General features: G+C 70.5%; 20 protein-coding genes. 12 read left to right on the forward strand and 8 right to left on the reverse strand.

The window, feature by feature from the left end:
• Positions 1–238 precede the first annotated feature (238 nt).
• Together ACIRRU_RS22950 and ACIRRU_RS22955 are read left to right on the forward strand one after the other, a co-directional pair.
• Complete coding sequence (locus ACIRRU_RS22950) at positions 239–3,754, forward strand: ALF repeat-containing protein (RefSeq protein WP_403683473.1); 3,516 nt, start codon at positions 239–241, stop codon at positions 3,752–3,754.
• Between the two features lie 9 nt (positions 3,755–3,763).
• Positions 3,764–4,162 carry a hypothetical protein gene (locus ACIRRU_RS22955; RefSeq protein WP_403683410.1) on the forward strand — a complete coding sequence of 133 codons (399 nt, stop codon included), beginning with the start codon at positions 3,764–3,766 and terminating at the stop codon, positions 4,160–4,162.
• Between the two features lie 253 nt (positions 4,163–4,415).
• Here the strand turns inward: ACIRRU_RS22955 and ACIRRU_RS22960 are convergent, their stop codons facing one another.
• Positions 4,416–4,877, reverse strand: coding sequence for an ATP-binding protein (locus ACIRRU_RS22960; protein WP_403683412.1), 462 nt, complete (start codon positions 4,875–4,877; stop codon positions 4,416–4,418).
• Positions 4,878–5,030: 153 nt separating this feature from the next.
• Here ACIRRU_RS22960 and ACIRRU_RS22965 point away from each other — a divergent pair, with 153 nt between their 5' ends.
• Complete coding sequence (locus tag ACIRRU_RS22965; RefSeq protein WP_403683413.1) at positions 5,031–5,909, forward strand: Scr1 family TA system antitoxin-like transcriptional regulator; 879 nt, start codon at positions 5,031–5,033, stop codon at positions 5,907–5,909.
• Positions 5,906–6,151 carry a DUF397 domain-containing protein gene (locus tag ACIRRU_RS22970; RefSeq protein WP_403683415.1) on the forward strand — a complete coding sequence of 82 codons (246 nt, stop codon included), beginning with the start codon at positions 5,906–5,908 and terminating at the stop codon, positions 6,149–6,151. Before ACIRRU_RS22965 ends, ACIRRU_RS22970 begins: the two co-directional genes overlap by 4 nt.
• A 7-nt stretch (positions 6,152–6,158) precedes the next feature.
• Here the strand turns inward: ACIRRU_RS22970 and ACIRRU_RS22975 are convergent, their stop codons facing one another.
• The gene (locus ACIRRU_RS22975) at positions 6,159–6,380 is read right to left on the reverse strand and encodes a hypothetical protein (RefSeq protein WP_403683416.1); all 222 of its coding nucleotides are present in this window, start codon (positions 6,378–6,380) and stop codon (positions 6,159–6,161) included.
• Between the two features lie 229 nt (positions 6,381–6,609).
• On the opposite strand from ACIRRU_RS22975, the gene ACIRRU_RS22980 reads away from it, so the two are divergent.
• Together ACIRRU_RS22980 and ACIRRU_RS22985 are read left to right on the forward strand one after the other, a co-directional pair.
• Positions 6,610–7,071 (forward strand): hypothetical protein, encoded by a 462-nt coding sequence (locus ACIRRU_RS22980; RefSeq protein WP_363201408.1) that lies wholly within the window; start codon positions 6,610–6,612, stop codon positions 7,069–7,071.
• Between the two features lie 58 nt (positions 7,072–7,129).
• Positions 7,130–7,780 carry an SIMPL domain-containing protein gene (locus tag ACIRRU_RS22985; protein WP_403683418.1) on the forward strand — a complete coding sequence of 217 codons (651 nt, stop codon included), beginning with the start codon at positions 7,130–7,132 and terminating at the stop codon, positions 7,778–7,780.
• A 216-nt stretch (positions 7,781–7,996) separates the two neighbouring features.
• On the opposite strand, the gene msrB is transcribed toward ACIRRU_RS22985, so the two are convergent.
• Positions 7,997–8,404 carry a peptide-methionine (R)-S-oxide reductase MsrB gene (msrB, locus tag ACIRRU_RS22990; protein WP_403683420.1) on the reverse strand — a complete coding sequence of 136 codons (408 nt, stop codon included), beginning with the start codon at positions 8,402–8,404 and terminating at the stop codon, positions 7,997–7,999.
• A gap of 319 nt (positions 8,405–8,723) precedes the next feature.
• Between msrB and ACIRRU_RS22995 the strand changes: the two genes are divergently transcribed.
• On the forward strand, positions 8,724–9,056 hold the full coding sequence (locus tag ACIRRU_RS22995; RefSeq protein WP_403683422.1) for an SCO4225 family membrane protein: 333 nt from the start codon (positions 8,724–8,726) through the stop codon (positions 9,054–9,056).
• A 342-nt stretch (positions 9,057–9,398) separates the two neighbouring features.
• Entirely contained in the window at positions 9,399–10,073 is a 675-nt protein-coding gene (locus ACIRRU_RS23000) for an AIM24 family protein (protein WP_403683424.1), read from the forward strand.
• A gap of 208 nt (positions 10,074–10,281) precedes the next feature.
• On the opposite strand, the gene ACIRRU_RS23005 is transcribed toward ACIRRU_RS23000, so the two are convergent.
• On the reverse strand, positions 10,282–10,632 hold the full coding sequence (locus ACIRRU_RS23005; RefSeq protein ID WP_403683426.1) for a PRC-barrel domain-containing protein: 351 nt from the start codon (positions 10,630–10,632) through the stop codon (positions 10,282–10,284).
• Positions 10,633–10,755: 123 nt separating this feature from the next.
• Positions 10,756–10,929, reverse strand: coding sequence for a hypothetical protein (locus tag ACIRRU_RS23010; RefSeq protein ID WP_363201401.1), 174 nt, complete (start codon positions 10,927–10,929; stop codon positions 10,756–10,758).
• A 121-nt stretch (positions 10,930–11,050) separates the two neighbouring features.
• Between ACIRRU_RS23010 and ACIRRU_RS23015 the strand changes: the two genes are divergently transcribed.
• The gene (locus tag ACIRRU_RS23015) at positions 11,051–11,347 is read left to right on the forward strand and encodes a hypothetical protein (RefSeq protein ID WP_403683427.1); all 297 of its coding nucleotides are present in this window, start codon (positions 11,051–11,053) and stop codon (positions 11,345–11,347) included.
• Between the two features lie 82 nt (positions 11,348–11,429).
• On the opposite strand, the gene murC is transcribed toward ACIRRU_RS23015, so the two are convergent.
• From murC to ACIRRU_RS23030, 3 genes are all read right to left on the reverse strand, one after another.
• A complete protein-coding gene (murC, locus tag ACIRRU_RS23020) occupies positions 11,430–12,830 on the reverse strand; it encodes a UDP-N-acetylmuramate--L-alanine ligase (protein WP_403683428.1) in 1,401 nt (466 codons plus the stop codon).
• Between the two features lie 76 nt (positions 12,831–12,906).
• Positions 12,907–13,359: an indole-3-glycerol phosphate synthase gene (locus ACIRRU_RS23025; RefSeq protein WP_403683475.1), complete on the reverse strand. Its 453-nt coding sequence runs from the start codon at positions 13,357–13,359 to the stop codon at positions 12,907–12,909.
• A 162-nt stretch (positions 13,360–13,521) separates the two neighbouring features.
• The gene (locus ACIRRU_RS23030) at positions 13,522–14,394 is read right to left on the reverse strand and encodes a pyrimidine reductase family protein (protein ID WP_403683429.1); all 873 of its coding nucleotides are present in this window, start codon (positions 14,392–14,394) and stop codon (positions 13,522–13,524) included.
• A 37-nt stretch (positions 14,395–14,431) separates the two neighbouring features.
• Between ACIRRU_RS23030 and zapE the strand changes: the two genes are divergently transcribed.
• The 3 genes from zapE (at position 14,432) to ACIRRU_RS23045 (ending at position 17,670) form a co-directional block, all read left to right on the forward strand.
• A complete protein-coding gene (gene zapE, locus ACIRRU_RS23035; RefSeq protein WP_403683431.1) occupies positions 14,432–15,526 on the forward strand; it encodes a cell division protein ZapE in 1,095 nt (364 codons plus the stop codon).
• Between the two features lie 92 nt (positions 15,527–15,618).
• On the forward strand, positions 15,619–16,044 hold the full coding sequence (locus ACIRRU_RS23040; RefSeq protein ID WP_403683432.1) for an OsmC family protein: 426 nt from the start codon (positions 15,619–15,621) through the stop codon (positions 16,042–16,044).
• A 252-nt stretch (positions 16,045–16,296) separates the two neighbouring features.
• Positions 16,297–17,670: an alkaline phosphatase PhoX gene (locus ACIRRU_RS23045; protein WP_403683434.1), complete on the forward strand. Its 1,374-nt coding sequence runs from the start codon at positions 16,297–16,299 to the stop codon at positions 17,668–17,670.
• The last annotated feature ends 47 nt before the right edge of the window (positions 17,671–17,717 follow it).

Below are 17,717 nucleotides of genomic sequence, written 5' to 3' on the forward strand. Positions count from 1 at the left end.
GGGTCAGCAGAAGACTCAATCTGCCCCCATGCTTCTCAAATTAGATAGTCGGAGCGCAGTCGGCACGGTGGGTCGTATGATCACCGGGCCGGCATCGGTAAATCAGAAACAAATATCGCCACGATCGGGAGAAATAATGAACCGAAGATTCAACAGACCTGGCCGCCGAAGACGAATACTCTGCGCGCTACGGACCCTGATACTGAGCCTCCTGCCCCTGGCCCTCGCCTGTGGTCTTCTGGGCGCAGCACCTGTCTCGGCTGCGGAGCCTGAGCGGACCACTGAGCGGATTGCGGCTCTGGCCGAGGCCACCCCGAGCGATCGTGGCCGTGCGGTCGACTACTGGGTCGAGGGCGGCCCCGGTGTCAAGGCGGCCGCAGAGGCAGCCTTGACCGGTACCGACGCCGAACTGCGGGCGTTCCTGACGGCAGCCGACGACATCGAACTTCAGGACCAACGGGTATCCGCCGCCCAGATCGCCAGTGTCGGCGGTACGGAACTGCTGACAGCCGCCCGCACCGCCCTCGCGGGAACCCGGGAGCAACTTGAGATCTTCCTCAGCTGGGGCTGGGAAGCACCGATGAGGCAGGACGAACGCGTTCAGGTCGCGCAGGTCATCAGTGCCGGAGGGCCCGCTGTTCAGGATGCGGGTCGTGCTGCGCTGGCTGGTTCCGCGGACGACGTCGCCGCGTTCCTGAAGGAGGGGCAGTTCGCCCAGCGGAAGCAGGACGAACGGGTGCAGCTCGTTCAGGTGCTCAGCGTGGGTGGCACGAATGTACGGGCCGCCGGTCGTCTGGCGCTGAACGGCACCGCTGAGGACATCCGGGAGTTCCTGGAGGTCGGGCAGTTCGTCGCGCGGGCCAAGGACCAGGAGCATGCCACGGTCGCTCAACTGGCCGCGCTGGCACAGGAAGCGGGGCGGCAGGCCGCGAAGGAAACGGTGGCGGCGAAGTCCGAGTCGGACAAGGCGGTGAAGGCCGCTGAGCTGGCCAAACAAGCTGCGTTGACAGCGGCGAGGGAAGCGGAGGCCGCCAAGGACGACACGGCGGCGGCGGCCCGAGCGGCCGGGCGCGCGGCAAAGGCGGCCTCTCAGGCAGCGAGTGCGGCACAGACTGCGATCAACGCATCGCACGCGGCCAACAATTCGGCGCGCGTGGCTGCACGTGCGGCATCTCAGGCTGCGGCCGCTGCGGCCGGCGCCGCGCAGGCGGCGTCGAATGCGCGGAACGCGGCCGCTGACGCGGCAGTCGACAAGAACAATGCCGCCGCGGCGCGTACCGCGGCGGAGAAGGCCCGTGATGCGGGCAAGGGCGCCGCCCTGGCCGCTGACGCCTCCGACCAGGCCGTGATCGCGGCGGAAGCGGCCGCTGATGCCGCCGACTCCGCCATCAGCGCGGGAGCGAACGCGGACATCGCGGCCAATGCGGCGACCACGGCAGGCAACCTGGCAGGCCAGGCCAGCGCCGCCGGCGCCGAGGCCCGCGCAGCGGCCGCTGCTGCCAGACGCCATGCCGCCGAGGCCAACCGGGCCGCGGCCGCCGCGAGGGATCTGGCCCGCAAGGCGGCGAAGGCAGCGCGCGAGGCAGGTGTGGCGGCCAGGTCAGCCGCTGCCCACGCGAACAACGCGGCAGCGGCCGCTGACGAGGCAGCCGACCAGGCGCACGACGCGGCGCAGGCAGCCGCGCGATCCACTACGCACGCCAACGCGGCCACCGTGGCCGCGAACGCGGCGAGCAGTGCGGTGGTGAAGGCCCAGGAGATATACACGCTCGCGCGTGAGGTGGAGACGGAGGAACTCCTCGGCCGGACCAACGCGGGCCTCGAGCGGGCAGCCGACCACAAGGCCGCCGAAGAGGCCCGGCTCGCCGCGAGCGCCGCCTTCGAGCAGGCGGCGAAGGATCGGGAGGCCGAGCGTGACCGGCTGGTCGCCGTGGCAGCCGAACCGGGGGCCGACCTGGCGGCTGTCGCCTCACAGGGGCGTGAGCTGGCCGTACTGGTGATGAAGAACGGCACGGCGTGGGGCAGGGCTGCCGCCGAGGCGGCCCTCGCCGGTCCTGACGAGGTGGTCATCGACTACCTGCGCAACGGCTGGAGAACGGCCGAGCAGCAGGACGACCGCTCCTACGTGGAGCGCCTCGCCGAGGAAAGCGTGACCAAGGCGGTGCGGGACGCGGCCGAGACCGCGCTGGACGGCGACGCCGCTGCCATGACCGAGTTCATCGAGAACGGTCAGTATCAAGCCGGCGCCGCGGACATGCGCGTTGCCATCGTCCAGACCATCGACGGTGCGGGACCGATCCTGGCCGAAGCCGGCCGGACGGCTCTCGCGACGAACGACCCGAAGAAGTACAGCGCCTTCCTGACCAACACGCAGCACACCGCACGAACCCAGGATGAGCGGGTACGAGCAGCACAACTGCTCTCCTCCGGCGGACCGGAAGTGCAGTCCGCAGCCCGCATCGCTCTGGCGGGCTCCCCGCAGACCCTCCACGCCTTCATCGCGACCGGGCAGTACAAGAAACAGCGTCAGGACCTCCTCAACGCCACCCACACGGCGCAGGTTCAAAAGCTGATCGCCGACGCGGCGAAGATCGCTGCCACCGCACAGAAGAACGCGCAGACAGCGCAGAAGGTCGCCGCGACCGCCCGCAAGGCGGCCACCGAAGCCAACGAGTGGGCGGAGAAGGCCAAAGCCTCGGCGGACAAGGCCAAGGGTTACGCGGACGAGGCGGCGCAGCACGCCAAGGACGCTGAAGCCTCCGCGGCCAGGGCGGCCGCATCCGCCAGGACCGCCGCCAATGCCGCGAAGAGCGCCGACATCGCCGCGACCGATGCCGCGAGTTCGGCAGCCGACGCCACGCTTTCCTCCGAGATGGCCCAGGTTCACGCATCCAGCGCCTGGCACTCCGCCGATCAGGCCCGGCAGTCGGCGATCGCCGCGGGCAAGGACGCGACGGAAGCGTTGAAGGCGTCCACCGAAGCGTTCGCCATCGCGGTCACGAAGAAGCGACAGGAGGAGGAAGCACGGCGCAAGGCTGCTGTCGAGGAAAAGGAGAAGAACGAGGACGGCCGCCGGGCCAGAGAGCTGTACCGCTGCGGGCAGGGAATCATCCCCTGCGATCCGTACGAGTACACCCGCTGGTGCATGCAATCACCGGTCAACTGCCAGATCCTGGAAAACGGCAGGGAAATCGGTGCCGCGCTGGACAAGTCGATGGAGATCACGAAGGAACTCGCCGGTCTTGGCCAGCTGGAGGCGTGCCTGAAGAACAAGGACTTCGCCAGCTGCGCCGTCCTTGCCGGGGAAGTCTTGGTCGGCGCCAAAGTCAAGGCGCTGAAAAAGGCGTATGACAGCCTCAAATTGTTGAAGCGTGGCTGCAAAAGAGCTGGCAAGTCCACGGGTCTGACGCGAACTGCACTGGCAGCATCGTCTGGCCTACCGTGCTTTGATCACGACGTCCCAGGTCTACCCAAGGACGTAGAAAAAATCCGCAATTCCTACGGATGCGAGGCATGCGCAAGGCAGATCCGTGCCAGTCTCGGAGAGGGCGATATTATAACGATCAAGCCCGGCCCGGACGCGACTGACGCCATCCTCCCGAAGTATCACGGCATAGACGCGGGTTGGTTCTATCACGTCGTCGTGGTACTCGATAACAGGGTTTACGATGCCTGGACGCCCACCGGAGGAGAACCCGTTGCCGTGTACAAGGCCCGGTGGACCAAGGGTGAAACTATCGACTTCGGGTTCTAGAGAGGATCTATGACCGATAAGGAAATAATTGAACGCGTCCGAGAAAACCAGAGCGCATACGGACTGAACGGCACCTACCACTCAACGGCCATGTTCATCATGGGATTCAATCAAGCGCGCGTCGGCGGCTTGCTTCGCGGGTTCCATGAGTGGTTGGCCGTACGTAAGGGGGAGCTGTCCAGCCAGCACTGGGTGGGGAGGGTACTCACCCAAGCGCTGCCGGAGCTCGAATTCCAAGGGTTCGACGATCTGCACCTGGAGCCGGAGCAGGAACAACGGGCCGTGGACCACCTGTTCTCGCTGGTCCTTGAATTCCTGGAAGTGCGCGACGACCCTTGGGCGCTCACCTCCATGTACGCCCAGTACCACCGCATTCGGACCTCCCTCTACGGGGGCGACCCGTCGTAGAAGGATTGCCCTGTGGGTGCGTCAACGGGAATTCGGCGACGCATCCACAGGGCACCCCGAAGCTGAAGCCGTACAGAACTGGTCTCTGACGCACGATCGTGCAGCGTCACGTGGTAGCCGTCCGGGTCCGCGAAGGTGAACGTCCGGGCGGCGAGCGGACGAGGCCGAGGTATTGCTCGTAGAACGCCTGCGAGGCGGCGAAGTCGCGCGCCCCGTAGCGGAGCCGGGAACCCTTGAGGCAGGTCGGGAACCCTCAGTACAACAGGTCCAGCTCCGCCCGGACCGTCTTGCCCGGGCTGCGGTCGAGCACCGTCCAGCGGTCCGCCAGGGCCTCCACGATCAGCAGTCCGCGCCCGCTGTCGCTGCCGTCCCCGGGAGCCGCGATCTCGCCGGGGCGCGGCGGGCGGCGTTCGCCCCGGGTGTCGGAGACCTCGATCCGCAGCAGGCCCGGCACCTCCGGGTCGCCTGGCAGGTGCGACAGGCGCAGCTCGAAGTTGCGGCCGACGACGCGGCCGTGGGTCACCGCGTTGGCCGTCAGCTCTCCGATGATCAGGGCCGCCGACTCCGAGGCGTCACTGAGGTACGGGATGCCCCAGATGTGCAGCTTGTGCAGGCCGACGCGGCGAGCGAGCCGGGCGCCGCGTGGTTCCGACACGAATTGCCGGTTGAACACACGTACGGTTACGGGGGGTTGGGGCGTCGTAGGTGCTTCCATGCTCCCAGATTCCGGGGCACGGACCCACTCCACCAGGTCAGCAACCCGTACGCTACGTCAGCGTACGGGCGCGAAGGGTAGACGGTACGAGTCACGTTCCGTGAGCATGGTCGGGTCGCGAACCAGGACAGGCGCACGGGGAGGTGGCCGTACATGACGCACGGCTCGGACAGCATGGACAGCCCGGCCTACGGGACCTTCGGCAGCGGCAGCGGGCGCAGCCCCGAGCCCGAACCGCATTACAGCCTCAAGATGTTCGGGGAGGTCGTCAAGACCTTCCGCAAACGGGCGCGGCTGACGCAGGAACAGTTCGCCCCGCTCGTCGGGTACTCCCCCGAGACCGTCGCCTCCATCGAGCAGGGCCGCCGCCTCCCGCCGCCGGACTTCGCGGAGCGCGCCGACAGCATCCTGGACGCGTTCGGGGTGATCCTGGCGGCGGCAAAGCATCTGACGCGGCGGAAGGGGCTGGCGAGCTGGTTCCGGCAGTGGGCGGAGCTGGAGCTGTCGGCGCTGAGCCTGTACACGTACGAGTGCCGCTTGATTCCGGGGCTGTTGCAGACGGCCGCGTACGCGCGGACGTTGTTCACCGACCAGTTGCCGCCGCTCGGCGACGAGCAGATCGAGGCGCAGCTCGCCGCTCGGTTGGAACGTCAGCAACTGCTGCGCGAGCGGCCGAACACCTCCTTCAGCTTCATCCTCGAAGAACATCTTTTCCTCCGGAACTTGGGCGGCGAGGAGGTCACCCGGGAGCTGCTCGACCACATCCTCGACCTGTCCGAGCTGCGCAATGTGGACGTCCAGATCATGCCGTTGGTGCGTCATCACCACGCGGGGCTGGACGGGCCGATGCGGTTGCTGGAGACGCCGGACCACCAGTGGTTCGGCTATCTGGAAGGGCAGGAGCACGGACAGTTCGTCTCCGACCTCAAAGTGATCAGCGCGCTCCAGATGCGGTGTGCCAGTATGCGTTCACAGGCTCTCTCGTTGGACGACTCCCAGAGCCTGATGCGGCAGATGCGAGGAGCGAGATGAGCACCACAGACCTGGCCTGGTTCAAGAGCAGCCACAGCGGCGGATCCGGCGACTCCTGCGTGGAGGTCGCCCTGGAGTGGCACAAGTCGAGTTACAGCGGCGGCTCCGGTGACGACTGCGTCGAGGTCGCGACCTGCCCCTCCACCGTCCACGTCCGCGACTCCAAGCTCGACGAGAGCCCGCAGCTCGCCCTCGCCCCCGCCTCCTGGACCCGCTTCCTTTCGTACGCCGTCCAGAGCTGAGCAGCAGTCACCGCCGGGTCGGCCGCAAGCGCTCGATGCGGTTGGGGTCGACGTCGAGCAGGTCACCGAGGCTGATGGTGAAGTCCCCGTTCGGCAGGGCCTGCCCGTCCCCGTAGTGCCGACCGATGACCGCCGCGGGGAGGAATTCGCGCAGGCTGTGGCGCATGCCCCTGGAGTACGTGACGGGCGCGCCCCAGTCGGCGGGGCCCTCGTCGGTGGAGAACAGCACCCAGTGGTCCACCGGCACCGCAGCGCCGAGATCCGGTGCCTTGCCGGTGTGGCTGTCCAGGGCCGGGACGGTCAGCCGGTCGGGGTCCAGTGGCTGGTAAACACCGTCATCGCCTCGGCCGCACGGGGGAGGCGGGGGCGTGCTGGGCGGGCCGGTACCGTAAGGAGGAGGTACCCGTACGACTCGTGAGCCTCCTGGCGGGCTGCGTGAATCCAGGAGGAGCACCACCGTGACGACCAACCGCGGACGCAAGGACGTCATCCGCGACCGGATGGCCGCGACCGGCGAGTCGTACAACGTCGCCGCCCGCAATCTCAAGGCCATGAAGGACACCGCCGCCACCCGCGACGCCGTCCTCGTGCAGCGCTGGACGCCCGCCGACTCCCTCGACGTGCCCTGTCCCTGCGGCGGGACCTGCGAGCCGGGCGAGAGCTGCGGCCACTGCCACGCCCGCCACCGGCACGTGAAGCGCTACCCGGGCTCCACCACCGAGGTCGAGACCTGGGCCGACCGCTACGAGTGCACCGGCTGCTCCTCCGCGTACACCCTCACCGTCCACCTGGCCGGGCGGCCCTGGGGCGTCGCCGGGACCGTCGTCCGGGGCGGGTCCGGCGAGGAGGTCGTGCAGGCGACCGTGTTCCCCGGGGTCATCCACCCGCTGCTGCGGCCGGAGGCTGGCAGTTCGGGGTGAGGCGGGTGCTGTAGAAACCGGCCCCCGGCCGGGTGGGTCGCCTGCTTGGATGACCCTCATGAACACAGACCAGTCCATCGAGAGCCCCTGGGGCATATCCGTCTTCGGCGCGGCGAGTGTCGACGCCGCCCCCGATGTGGCCCGTCTGCGCGTGGCCATCCAGCAGACCCGGCAGAGCGCCGCCGAGGCCTTCGAGGTCACCCGGCGCGACGTCAACCAGGTCCGGGAGGTCGTGCGCGGCCACGGCGTGGCGGACCGCCATGTGTCCGCGTCCCGGCTGAACCTGGAGTCGGCCTACGCCTACCGGGGCAACGAGCACAAGTTCGTCGGCTACAAGTGCACCGCCTCGTTCGTGATCGAGCTGCGCGCCCTGGACACACTGGAGGCGGTGCTGGTCGACGTGGTGGAGGCCGGGGCCAACGAGGTCAACGGCGTGGAGTTCGACGTACGGGCGAAGAAGGAGCTACGGGCCGAGGCGCGCCGGGCCGCCGTGGCCGCCGCCCGCGAGAAGGCGGAGCTGTACGCGGACGCCGCGGGCGTACGGCTCGGTCCGGTCGTCCACATCCAGGATGTCGACTCCGAGCAGGTGCAGAACAACTACCGCTCGCACGGCCGGAGCGCCGCGGGTGACGGCGAGGGCGACCTCACTCCCGGCAGGATCACGGTCGCGGCCGGTGTGGTGGTCGGCTTCTCCATCGCGGAAGGCTGAGTCCGGCCCCAGCAGCGCGACCGGCCGAGCCGGGCAGGCCGGATGAGGCCCGGGGACGCCCGCCGTGTTCGTGACGCTCACGGTGGCCGGTGACGGCTCGCGAAGGCCATGGGAACCGTGGGCTGTCACCGCCGTCGTGGCCGCGACGGCGGTGACAGCGCGGTGCCCCGGCCCGGCGGAGATCCGTCCGGGGCGGGGCACTGCGGGGTGGTGTGGTCAGCTCTCGTCCGGCGCCAGGGTCAGCGAGATCGAGTTGATGCAGTAGCGCTGGTCCGTCGGGGTCGGGTAGCCCTCGCCCGCGAACACATGGCCCAGGTGCGAGCCGCAGCGGGAGCAGCGGACCTCGGTACGGACCATGCCGTGGCTGCGGTCCTCGATCAGCTCCACCGCGTCGGTGTCCTTCGGGTCGTAGAAGGACGGCCAGCCGCAGTGCGAGGCGAACTTGGTGTCGGAGCGGAACAGCTCCGCCCCGCAGGCCCGGCAGGAGTAGACGCCCGCCGTCTCGGTGTCGGTGTACTCACCGCGGAAAGCGGGCTCGGTGCCGGCCTGGCGCAGCACCGCGTACTCGGCGGGGGTCAGCTCCGCCCGCCACTGCTCGTCCGGCTTCTCGACGTCGTACGGCACGGCTTGCTCCCTCAGCTCGACAGATGGTCGTCCCACCGGCCGCCGTTCGGCTGCCGGTCGCACGACAGGTGGTCCAGGGTGCGCGGGCCAGGCGGATAGCCCGGCCCACTCCCCCTCACCAGAACGAGATCACGGGGGTTTCCCATTCCCGCGACAACAGCCGGGCCACGGGGACGCAACGGTGCGGGGCGCAAGGTCGGCGCACGGATAGGAACGTGAGTACGACGACTCATGTGGCGGAGTCCGGCGGGCGGCAGTGTTCAGGCCGACAGCAGAACCGTCCCCGCACCGGGCACATCGACGTTCCAGGAGATCCGACATGACCAAGACCCCGCGTTCGCTGCCGCAGACCCTCCGGCACTACCTGGTGAACCCGCTGGCTCTGGGATACCTGGGCGTCGTGCTCGCGGTGTGCCTGTGGGTCGCCGTGGACGCCGTGCGCGCCTCCTCCTCCGGAGACGCCAGCTTCGCCGGGGTCTGGGCCATCCTGCTGACCGCCCCGACCTCGATGCTGCTCCCCTTCGTCGGCCCGGCCGGGCTGATAGCGATCCCGGTCGGCGCTGTCGTCCAGGCCTTCGCGCTCGGTGCCCTGTACCGCCACGCCACCGGGCGTCGCGCCCACGGCACCGGGGACGGCGTCACCAGCACCTGAACCCGGGCGGCTCGCGCGGTCGGGGCCGGTGGAGGGGCCCCGCCCGCCGATGACGACGGCGGCGGCCGGTCGGTCCAATAGGCCCGGTGGCGGCCAGTAGGTCCAGTGGCAGCCGGTGGGCCCGGTGGCGGCCGGTGGGTCCGGTGGCAGCCGGTGGGCCCTGTCGCAGCGGTGGGTCCGGTGGCAGCCGGTGGATCCAGTGGCGGCCGGTGGGCCCGGTGGGTCCCGGGAAAAGCCGGTGGGTCCAGTGCCGGGCGGTGGGTCCGGGGGAAGCGCGCGATCAAGGGAGCGGAGTGCGCCGCTCCGGGGCTGATGCCGCACGCCCGGGGTAAGCGGTGCCGCATGAGCCGAAACCTGTTCGACCCCGAGAGTTTCATCCAGCCCGCTCAGGCCCCCGGTCTGACGCAGGAGAACCCCATGGCGGTGCGCTACGCCGTGAAGGGCGAGGCGTACGCCCGCCAGGGCACGATGGTGGCCTGGCGCGGAGCGCTGTCGTTCGAGCGGAAGGGCCAGGGCGTGGGCAACTTCCTCAAGCGCGCGGTCACCGGCGAGGGGCTGGCCCTGATGACCGTCAGCGGCGAGGGCGAGGCGTGGTTCGCCTCCGACGCGGCGCACTGTTTCCTCGTGGACGTGGACGAGAACCACGGCCTCACCGTCAACGGCAAGAACGTCCTGTGTTTCGACGCCTCGCTGAGCTACGACATCACCACGGTGGAGGGTGCCGGGATGGCCGGGGGCGGCCTGTTCAACTGCACCTTCGGCGGGACCGGCCGCCTCGCGCTCACCGCGGCGGGCGTCCCGCTCGTGCTGCCGGTGACGCCCGACGCGCCGGTGTACATCGACACGGACGCGGCGGTCGCGTGGAGCCCGCAGTTGCGGACGTCCCTGCACCGTTCGCAGAGCGTCGGCTCGATGTTCAAGGGCGGCAGTGGCGAGGCCGTTCAGCTGAAGCTGGAGGGAGACGGGATCGCGGTGGTCAATCCCGGGGAGCCCAAGCCGCCGCAGGCCGCCTCGTAGCCGGTCCGCCCCTGCCGGTGCTGGTGTGCCTGCCGCCCCGCGTGTTCCGTAGGGCGGCAGGCACACCGGCACCGGCAGGGCGACCCGACCAGCCGTGGGAGTCCGGTCCCCCACCGGGACCGGGCTCCCCTGCGATGGGCCCCCGGCACGCGTGGGCGCCTTTTCGGTGCCGGGGCTTTACCGGGTGCCGGGGCCTTACCGGACCTTCTCAGCGCCTGGCGAGGCGCCGGGCGGGGCCGGGAACGTACTCCAGGTCGTAGTGGGCGAACAGGCCCTGTTCCTCCTCGGCCAGGAGTTCGCCGTCGGTGCCGATGGAGGGGGCGTCCTTCACCAGCTGCTTCGGGTAGGCCACCTTGAGGTAGGACGGCGCCACGACAGCCTTGTACAGGGGGACGAACGTGAGCCGCTTGCGGGACAGCAGCCCGACGGTCACGGCGGCGAAGGCGGGCTGGTCGGTGGTGGTGTCGACATAGACGGACTCCAGCGAGCCGATCTTGTCGCCTCCGGCGTCCACCACGTCGTGGCCCCGCCAGTCCCGAATATTCTCTGCCTCGAACATGGCGCTCCTTGCACTGACGGACGAGTGACGCTCCACCTCGTGCCCGGACCGGCGCGGATCATGACCGGTGGGCTCTCCCGAGGTTAGCGCCGCTCATCCGTCTTCGGCGGCCATGTGGTGCGGTCAGGAGGTGGCCAGCTCGTCGGCGTCGACCACCAGATACGCATCACTATTCAGGTCCATGACAACTTCGACGCTCTTGCCCTGCGCGCGCAAGCGGGCCGCGAACTCCTCGGCCGGCCACGAACCACGAGGGGCTCCCGCAGGGAACGCCTTGACGACCGTCTTCTGCTTCATCGCCCGCACCTCCCGAGATGCGCACCGCGTGCGCGACTGGACTCTTGTCCTCCTCGTGCCCCCGTCTTACGCGCCCATCCTCGGGAAGGGAAACATCTCGTGGCGGGAGTACGTTTTCCGCATGGCCTACTACCTCGCCGTCGTACCCGTCCACTTCTCCGACGAGCCCAGCGAACGCGAACTGAGCGACTTCAACGACGCGCTCGCCGCCTACGACCCCCGCGGGAAGAGGGGCAGGATCTCCATGCGGCACAACGAGGCCGGAGACATCACCTTCGCCATCATCGTCGAGACCCCCGACGACGGGGAGGCCAAGCTCAAGGCGCGGGAGGACGTCCTCGCAGCGCTCCGCGACACCGGCCACCGGAGTGGCGCGGCCACCGTGCGGGCGGACGCGATCGAGGTCATCCCCGGGTAGCACCACCCCGGAGCCCCGGTCGGCCGACGCCCGCCGCGCGGAGGGCGGGCCCCGGCAGGCCCCGGACCGGGGCCTGCCCCGGCTACCGCTCGCTCGACAGGTGGTCCAGGATGCGCGGGCCGAGGTCGGTGACGTCGCCCGCTCCCATGGTGAGGACGAGGTCGCCGGGCTTCGCGATCCCCTCGACGGCGGCCGGGACCGCGGCCTGGTCGTGGACGGCGGTGACGTCGGCGCCCGCCGCCTTCGCCGCGTCGATGATCAGGGCGCTGGTGATGCCCGGGATCGGGTCCTCGCGGGCCGGGTAGATGTCCAGCACCACGGAGGCGTCCGCGAGGGCGAGGGCCTGGCCCATCTCGGTGCCCAGCTCCTGGGTGCGGGAGAAGAGGTGCGGCTGGAAGACGACCAGGATGCGGGCGTCGGCCGCCGCGCCGCGCATGGCCTCCAGGTCGGCGGTCATCTCGGTGGGGTGGTGCGCGTACGAGTCGATGACCTGCACGCCCCCCGCCTCGCCCTTGAGCTGGAGGCGGCGCTTGACCCCGGTGTAGCTGCCGAGGGCCGAGGCCAGGTTGTGCGCCGGGATGCCGAGGGCGACCCCGGCGGCGAGGGCGGCGACCGCGTTGTGGGCGTAGTGGCTGCCGGGGACGGAGACGGTGAAGGTGAGGAACTTCCCGTTGAGCAGGACCGTGACCTCGCTGGTCAGGCCGCGCGGGGTGACCTTGTGGACCCGGACGTCGGCGTCCTCGGCGGAGCCGTAGGTGACGACCTTGAGGTCGGACAGGTCCCGGACCCGGCGGGTCAGCTCGACCGCCCCGGGCTGGTCGGCGGAGATCACCAGGGTGCCGCCGGGGACGATCTTGCCGACGAAGGTCTCGAAGGAGTCGTAGATCTCGTCCATCGAGGCGTAGTTCGCGTGGTGGTCCAGTTCGACGTTGAGGACGATCGCGACCTCGGGGTCGTACTTCTGGAAGCTGCGGTCGCTCTCGTCCGCCTCCGCGACGAAGATGTCCCCTTCGCCGTGCGTGGCGTTGGTGCCGGGGCCCTCCAGGTCGCCGCCGATGGCGTACGAGGGGGCCAGTCTCAGCGAGGAGAGGGCGACGGCCAGCATCGAGGTGGTGGTGGTCTTGCCGTGGGTGCCCGCCACCGCGATGGCCCGCAGGCCGTTCATCAGGGAGGCCAGGGCGTCCGAGCGGTGGACCACGGGGATCGCCAGCTCGCCCGCCCGGAGCAGCTCCGGGTTGTCGGCGCGGATGGCGCTGGAGACGACCACGCAGGACGCGTCCTCGGCCAGGTGCCGGGCCTCGTGCCCGATGTGTACGGTCGCCCCCAGCGCGCGCAGCGACTCGGCGGTGGCGGACTCCTTGGCGTCGCTGCCCGCCACCTTCGCGCCCCGCTGGGCGAGGATCTTCGCGATGCCCGACATTCCGGCGCCGCCGATGCCGATGAAGTGCGGTCGTTCCATGGCGGCGGGAATGCCGGGTGCCATCTGTGCTCCTGCGGTCGCGGTTCGGGTTTCGAGTGGAGAGCGGCCGAGGGCCAGCCCGGACCGCGCGGCCCTCAGCCTATTCGCTGTGCGCGAAGAGCTTGAGCACCGGGACGCCGACCTTGTGGCGTGCGCGGGAGGCCCAGTCGCGGTGGAAGAACTCCTCCACGTAGTGCGGGGCGGTCAGGACGATGACCTCGTCGGCGCCCGCCTCCTCGACCACGGCCGTGAGCTTGTCCAGGGGGTGGTCCTCGACCACCTCCCCCACCGCCTCGGCGCCCGCCTGCCGCAGGGCGCGCAGCGAGTACTCCAGTCCGATCTCGGCCGGTTCGCGGGCCTCCCTGCCCTCCGGCTCCTCGCCCTCGCGGACGGCTTCCTTCAGGTCCCCCATCGCCACGTCGTCGATCGCGCGCAGCAGGACATCGGCCTGGTCGCCGCGCGGCTGCAACAGAACGACGAACGAGATCCGCTCCTCACCGTGGAGGGTGGTGACGAAGTCCACGTCCTCCGGAGTGAGCGGCTTCTCGATCATCAAAACGCTTGTGAACACGACAGGCGCCTTTCCGCTTCTTCGTCTCGTCGACCGCCGGCTCGACCGTCGACGGTCGTTTGCTGAAACCATCCTTCCCCGTGCCTCCACGGGGGTGCAGGGGTAAGTGTGCCCAGCCCGAGCTAAGCGGAACGGTAAATTCCGTTAACTGTCGGTCCGACGGTACCGAGTGAAGAGGAACCCGGCCTCTTCCAGCAGCGATGTCAGGAAAAAACGTTCCGGCACCGCGACCCCGGGACCCCCGGCGATCCGCTGAGCATCACCCGCCGTGAGCATCGGGGAGATCGTCAGGCACAGCTCGTCCAGTACGCCGCCCGCCACGAACTGCCCCAGCAGCCGGGGCCCGCCCTCGGTCAGCTGGCGGGTCAGCCCCCGGGCGGCCAGCTCGCGCACCACCCGGGCCGGGTCCACCCGGGTCCCGTCCCCCGCGACCACCACCTCGGCGCCCGCCGTCCGGGCGGCCGCGATCCGGTCCGCGGGCGCCCCCGTGCCGGTCAGCACCAGCGTCGGGACCAGCGGCTCGGTGAACAGCGGCAGCGAGAAGTCCAGATCCATCGAGCCGGTGACCACCGCGACGACGGGCGCGGGCCCCTGTCCGGCCGCCGCCCGCCGCGCCGCGAACTCCTTCCGGGCGCGCGCCGGACGGTATCCCTCCTGCCGTACGGTCTCGGCCCCGGCGACCACCACGTCGGCCAGGGCCCGCAGGGTGCCGAAGATCCGCATGTCGGCTTCACAGGAGATGGGCTGCGAGCGGCCGTCGTGCTGGGCGGCACCGTCGAGCGTGGAGACCATGTTGGCGCGCAGCCAGGGGGTCCCGGCGGGGAGGCCGGAGGGGTAGGCGTACGCCTCCGCCAGCTCGTCGAGACTCCACTCCCGACCACAGGCGGCCCCCTCTCGGTCCGGGGCGGTCCCCCCGCGGCTGTCGGGGGCGGTCTGCTCGTGGCCGGGGGCGGTCTGCTCGCCGGGGGCGGCGGCGGCCGTCGTTGTCAGGTCCGTCACAGGGAACAGGCTTCGCATGGGTCGCAGTCTGGCACGGGCCTTAGGGTGGAGCGTTGTGTCGTCATCCACCGCAGTTCCGGGGCAGAGCCCCCCCGCCGAAGCGGCCCCGCTGTCCCTGTGCGCCCGCGAGCCGCACGTCCCCGCCGACCGGCTGGTCGCCGAGATGGTGCCGCCGCCGCGCTTCGACTCGGTGCGCTTCGACACGTACGTCCCCGACCGGAACCAGCCCAGTCAGAGCGAGGCCGTACGGGTGCTCTCCGGCTTCGCCGCGGGGCTCGGCGGGGCGCACACCACCGGCTCCGGACGCCGCAAGTGGTTCGGGAGCAGGAAGCCCGCGGCCCCCGCCGGACCGCGCGGGGTCTACCTGGACGGCGGCTACGGCGTCGGCAAGACCCATCTGCTGGCCTCCCTCTGGCACGCCACGCCCGCCGAGCCGTCGCTGAAGGCGTTCGGGACGTTCGTGGAGCTGACGAACCTGGTCGGCGCGCTGGGCTTCCAGCAGACGGTCCAGACGCTGAGCGGCCACCGGCTGCTGTGCATCGACGAGTTCGAGCTGGACGACCCGGGCGACACCGTGCTGGTGTCCTCGCTGCTCAGCCGCCTGGTGGAACACGGCGTGGCGCTGGCCGCGACCTCCAACACGCTGCCCGGCAAGCTCGGCGAGGGCCGGTTCGCCGCCGCCGACTTCCTGCGCGAGATCCAGGGGCTCTCCGCGCACTTCCGCCCGCTGCGCATCGACGGCGAGGACTACCGGCACCGCGGGCTGCCCGACGCCCCGCCGCCGTACACCGACGAGCAGGTCACCCGGGCCGCGTACGCCACGCCGGGCGCGTCGCTCGACGACTTCCCCGGGCTGCTGGCCCACCTGGCGAAGGTGCACCCGAGCCGGTACGGGGCACTGACCGACGACGTCCGCGCGGTCTGCCTGACCGGGGTGAGCGCGGTGCCCGACCAGTCGACCGCGCTGCGCCTGGTGGTGCTGGCGGACCGGCTGTACGACCGGGAGGTGCCGGTGCTCGCCTCGGGGCTGCCCTTCGACCGGCTCTTCAGCGAAGAGATGCTGAACGGCGGGTACCGGAAGAAGTACTTCCGGGCGATCTCCCGGCTCACGGCACTGGCGCGGGACGCGAAGGGGCTGGTGGCGCAGTAGGTTCGGGGGCGTGACACCGCGGGGCGGCGCGCACGACGGGCGCACCCCGCGCAGGCCCGTACAACCGCGCACACCGTTCGAAGGGATCCAGCATGGCCACCACGCGTCAGGCGCACACGGTCTGGGAAGGCAACCTGATCGAGGGCGAGGGGGTCGTCTCGCTCGACTCCTCCGGCATCGGTGAATACCCCGTCTCCTGGCCGGCCCGCTCCGAGGCGGCGAACGGCAAAACAAGCCCGGAGGAGCTGATCGCGGCCGCGCACTCCAGCTGCTTCTCGATGGCGCTCTCGCACGGTCTCGCCGGTGCGGGCACCCCGTCCACCAAGCTGGAGACGCGGGCCGAGGTCACCTTCCAGCCCGGTACCGGCATCACCGGCATCCACCTCACCGTCGAGGGCGTGGTCCCCGGGCTGAGCGAGGCGGACTTCGTGAAGGCCGCCGAGGACGCCAAGGCGAACTGCCCGGTCAGCCAGGCGCTGACGGGGACGAAGATCACGCTGGACGCCAAGCTGGCCTGACCGGCCACGGACCGCCCGGACACCGGGACGCTTGGATGCCGGGACGCCCGGATACCGGGACGCTTGGATACCGCACGCCCGCACGGATGGTCCTTCGTCGTTCGGTGGTCCGGTCGGCCCCGGCGGCCAGGTCCGTCCTGGGCCGTCCCAGCAGCATCGTGAGGCGCGGGGGCGCGCATGGTTCCCCCGCGCCTCCGTGCGTGCTACACACGTGCGGGTCACTTCACCTGTCCGCCAACAGGGAGTTGCCTCATGTCCTCCGCATCCCGCCCCCTCGCCACCCGACGACACGTCCTGGCCGGCACCGGCGCGGCCGCCGCGGTCGCCTTCACCGGAGCCTTCGGTGAACTCTTCGCGGGCAGCGCCGCCGCCCGCGGGCACAGCGGCTACGGCCCCCTCGTCCCGGATCCGGACGGCCTGCTCGATCTGCCGAAAGGATTCCGCTACCGGGTGCTGTCCCGGGAGGGCGATCCGCTGCGCTCCGGAGAGGGACGGGTCCCCAGCAACCACGACGGGATGGCCGCGTTCCGGGGCCGGAACGGCCGGGTCCACCTCGTCCGCAATCACGAGAACCGGCCCGCTGCCGCGATCCCCGTACCGCCGGTCCCGGGGCTGACGTACGACCCGGAGGGCAAGGGCGGCTGTACGGCCATCGAGCTGGACGGCCGCAACAAGGTGCTCGGCGAGCGCGTCGCCATCGCCGGTACGGCGGTGAACTGCGCGGGCGGCCCAACTCCGTGGCGTACCTGGCTGACCTGCGAGGAGACCGAGGACAAGGCCGGGACCAACGGCTACACCAAGGACCACGGCTTCATCTTCGAGGTGGACGGCGCCGATCCGCGCCGCACCGGGGCCGTCCCGCTGACCGCGATGGGCCGCTTCCAGCACGAGGCGATCGCGGTGGACCCGAAGTCGGGGATCGTCTACGAGACGGAGGACGCCTTCGACAAGCCGTTCGGGCTCTTCTACCGCTTCCTCCCCGAGAAGCCGCTCGGCGGCACCGGTTCGCTGCGGGCCGGCGGTGCGCTGGAGGCGATGCGGGTGCCGGGCGTGCCGGACCTGTCGGTCGTCCAGGAGACGGGGGCCCGTTTCGACCGGGTGGAGTGGGTGCCGGTCCCCGATCCGCTGGCGAAGGAGACACCGGTCCGCCTCCAGGACTTCGGGCCGAAGGGGATCACGCACGCGCAGAAGCTGGAGGGCTGTTACTGGGGTGGCTCGTCGGTCTACTTCGTCTCCAGCTTCGCCCACCGCGACGAGGGTTCGGCGGCCGACCACTACGGGCAGGTCTGGCGCTACGAACCGGGGAAGCGGCGGCTGACCCTGGTCGTGGTCTTCGGCCCGGACACCGACATCCAGCTGCCCGGCGAGTCCCCCGACAACATCTGCCTGGCCGCCGACGGCGGGCTGATGGTCTGCGAGGACGGCGGCGGCGCGCAGCACGTGCTGGGGGTGACCCGGCGGGGCGAGGTGTACCCGATGGCGCGCGGACGGCAGAACACCGGGACACCGGAGGAGCCGGAGTGGGGCGAGTTCGCGGGGGTCACCTTCTCGCCGGACGGTTCGACGATGTACGTGAACTGCTACACGCCGGGGACGACGTTCGCGGTGACGGGGCCGTGGTGCTGACGTGAGCCGTGGCCCCGGCGGGAGATCCGGGGAGGGCGGTCCGGGGC

This window comes from Streptomyces sp. NPDC101181, from assembly GCF_044767975.1.
Classification (GTDB): domain Bacteria; phylum Actinomycetota; class Actinomycetes; order Streptomycetales; family Streptomycetaceae; genus Streptomyces.

What these genes read in the sequence shown, in the direction of transcription:
- ACIRRU_RS22955 (WP_403683410.1), top strand. Translation starts at nt 3,764, where the DNA reads ATGACCGATAAGGAAATAATTGAACGCGTCCGAGAAAACCAGAGCGCA.
- ACIRRU_RS22960 (WP_403683412.1), bottom strand. Translation starts at nt 4,877, where the DNA reads ATGGAAGCACCTACGACGCCCCAACCCCCCGTAACCGTACGTGTGTTC.
- ACIRRU_RS22965 (WP_403683413.1), top strand. Translation starts at nt 5,031, where the DNA reads ATGACGCACGGCTCGGACAGCATGGACAGCCCGGCCTACGGGACCTTC.
- ACIRRU_RS22970 (WP_403683415.1), top strand. Translation starts at nt 5,906, where the DNA reads ATGAGCACCACAGACCTGGCCTGGTTCAAGAGCAGCCACAGCGGCGGA.
- ACIRRU_RS22985 (WP_403683418.1), top strand. Translation starts at nt 7,130, where the DNA reads ATGAACACAGACCAGTCCATCGAGAGCCCCTGGGGCATATCCGTCTTC.
- ACIRRU_RS22995 (WP_403683422.1), top strand. Translation starts at nt 8,724, where the DNA reads ATGACCAAGACCCCGCGTTCGCTGCCGCAGACCCTCCGGCACTACCTG.
- ACIRRU_RS23000 (WP_403683424.1), top strand. Translation starts at nt 9,399, where the DNA reads ATGAGCCGAAACCTGTTCGACCCCGAGAGTTTCATCCAGCCCGCTCAG.
- ACIRRU_RS23005 (WP_403683426.1), bottom strand. Translation starts at nt 10,632, where the DNA reads ATGTTCGAGGCAGAGAATATTCGGGACTGGCGGGGCCACGACGTGGTG.
- ACIRRU_RS23010 (WP_363201401.1), bottom strand. Translation starts at nt 10,929, where the DNA reads ATGAAGCAGAAGACGGTCGTCAAGGCGTTCCCTGCGGGAGCCCCTCGT.
- ACIRRU_RS23015 (WP_403683427.1), top strand. Translation starts at nt 11,051, where the DNA reads ATGGCCTACTACCTCGCCGTCGTACCCGTCCACTTCTCCGACGAGCCC.
- murC (WP_403683428.1), bottom strand. Translation starts at nt 12,830, where the DNA reads ATGGCACCCGGCATTCCCGCCGCCATGGAACGACCGCACTTCATCGGC.
- ACIRRU_RS23025 (WP_403683475.1), bottom strand. Translation starts at nt 13,359, where the DNA reads ATGATCGAGAAGCCGCTCACTCCGGAGGACGTGGACTTCGTCACCACC.
- ACIRRU_RS23030 (WP_403683429.1), bottom strand. Translation starts at nt 14,394, where the DNA reads ATGCGAAGCCTGTTCCCTGTGACGGACCTGACAACGACGGCCGCCGCC.
- ACIRRU_RS23040 (WP_403683432.1), top strand. Translation starts at nt 15,619, where the DNA reads ATGGCCACCACGCGTCAGGCGCACACGGTCTGGGAAGGCAACCTGATC.
- ACIRRU_RS23045 (WP_403683434.1), top strand. Translation starts at nt 16,297, where the DNA reads ATGTCCTCCGCATCCCGCCCCCTCGCCACCCGACGACACGTCCTGGCC.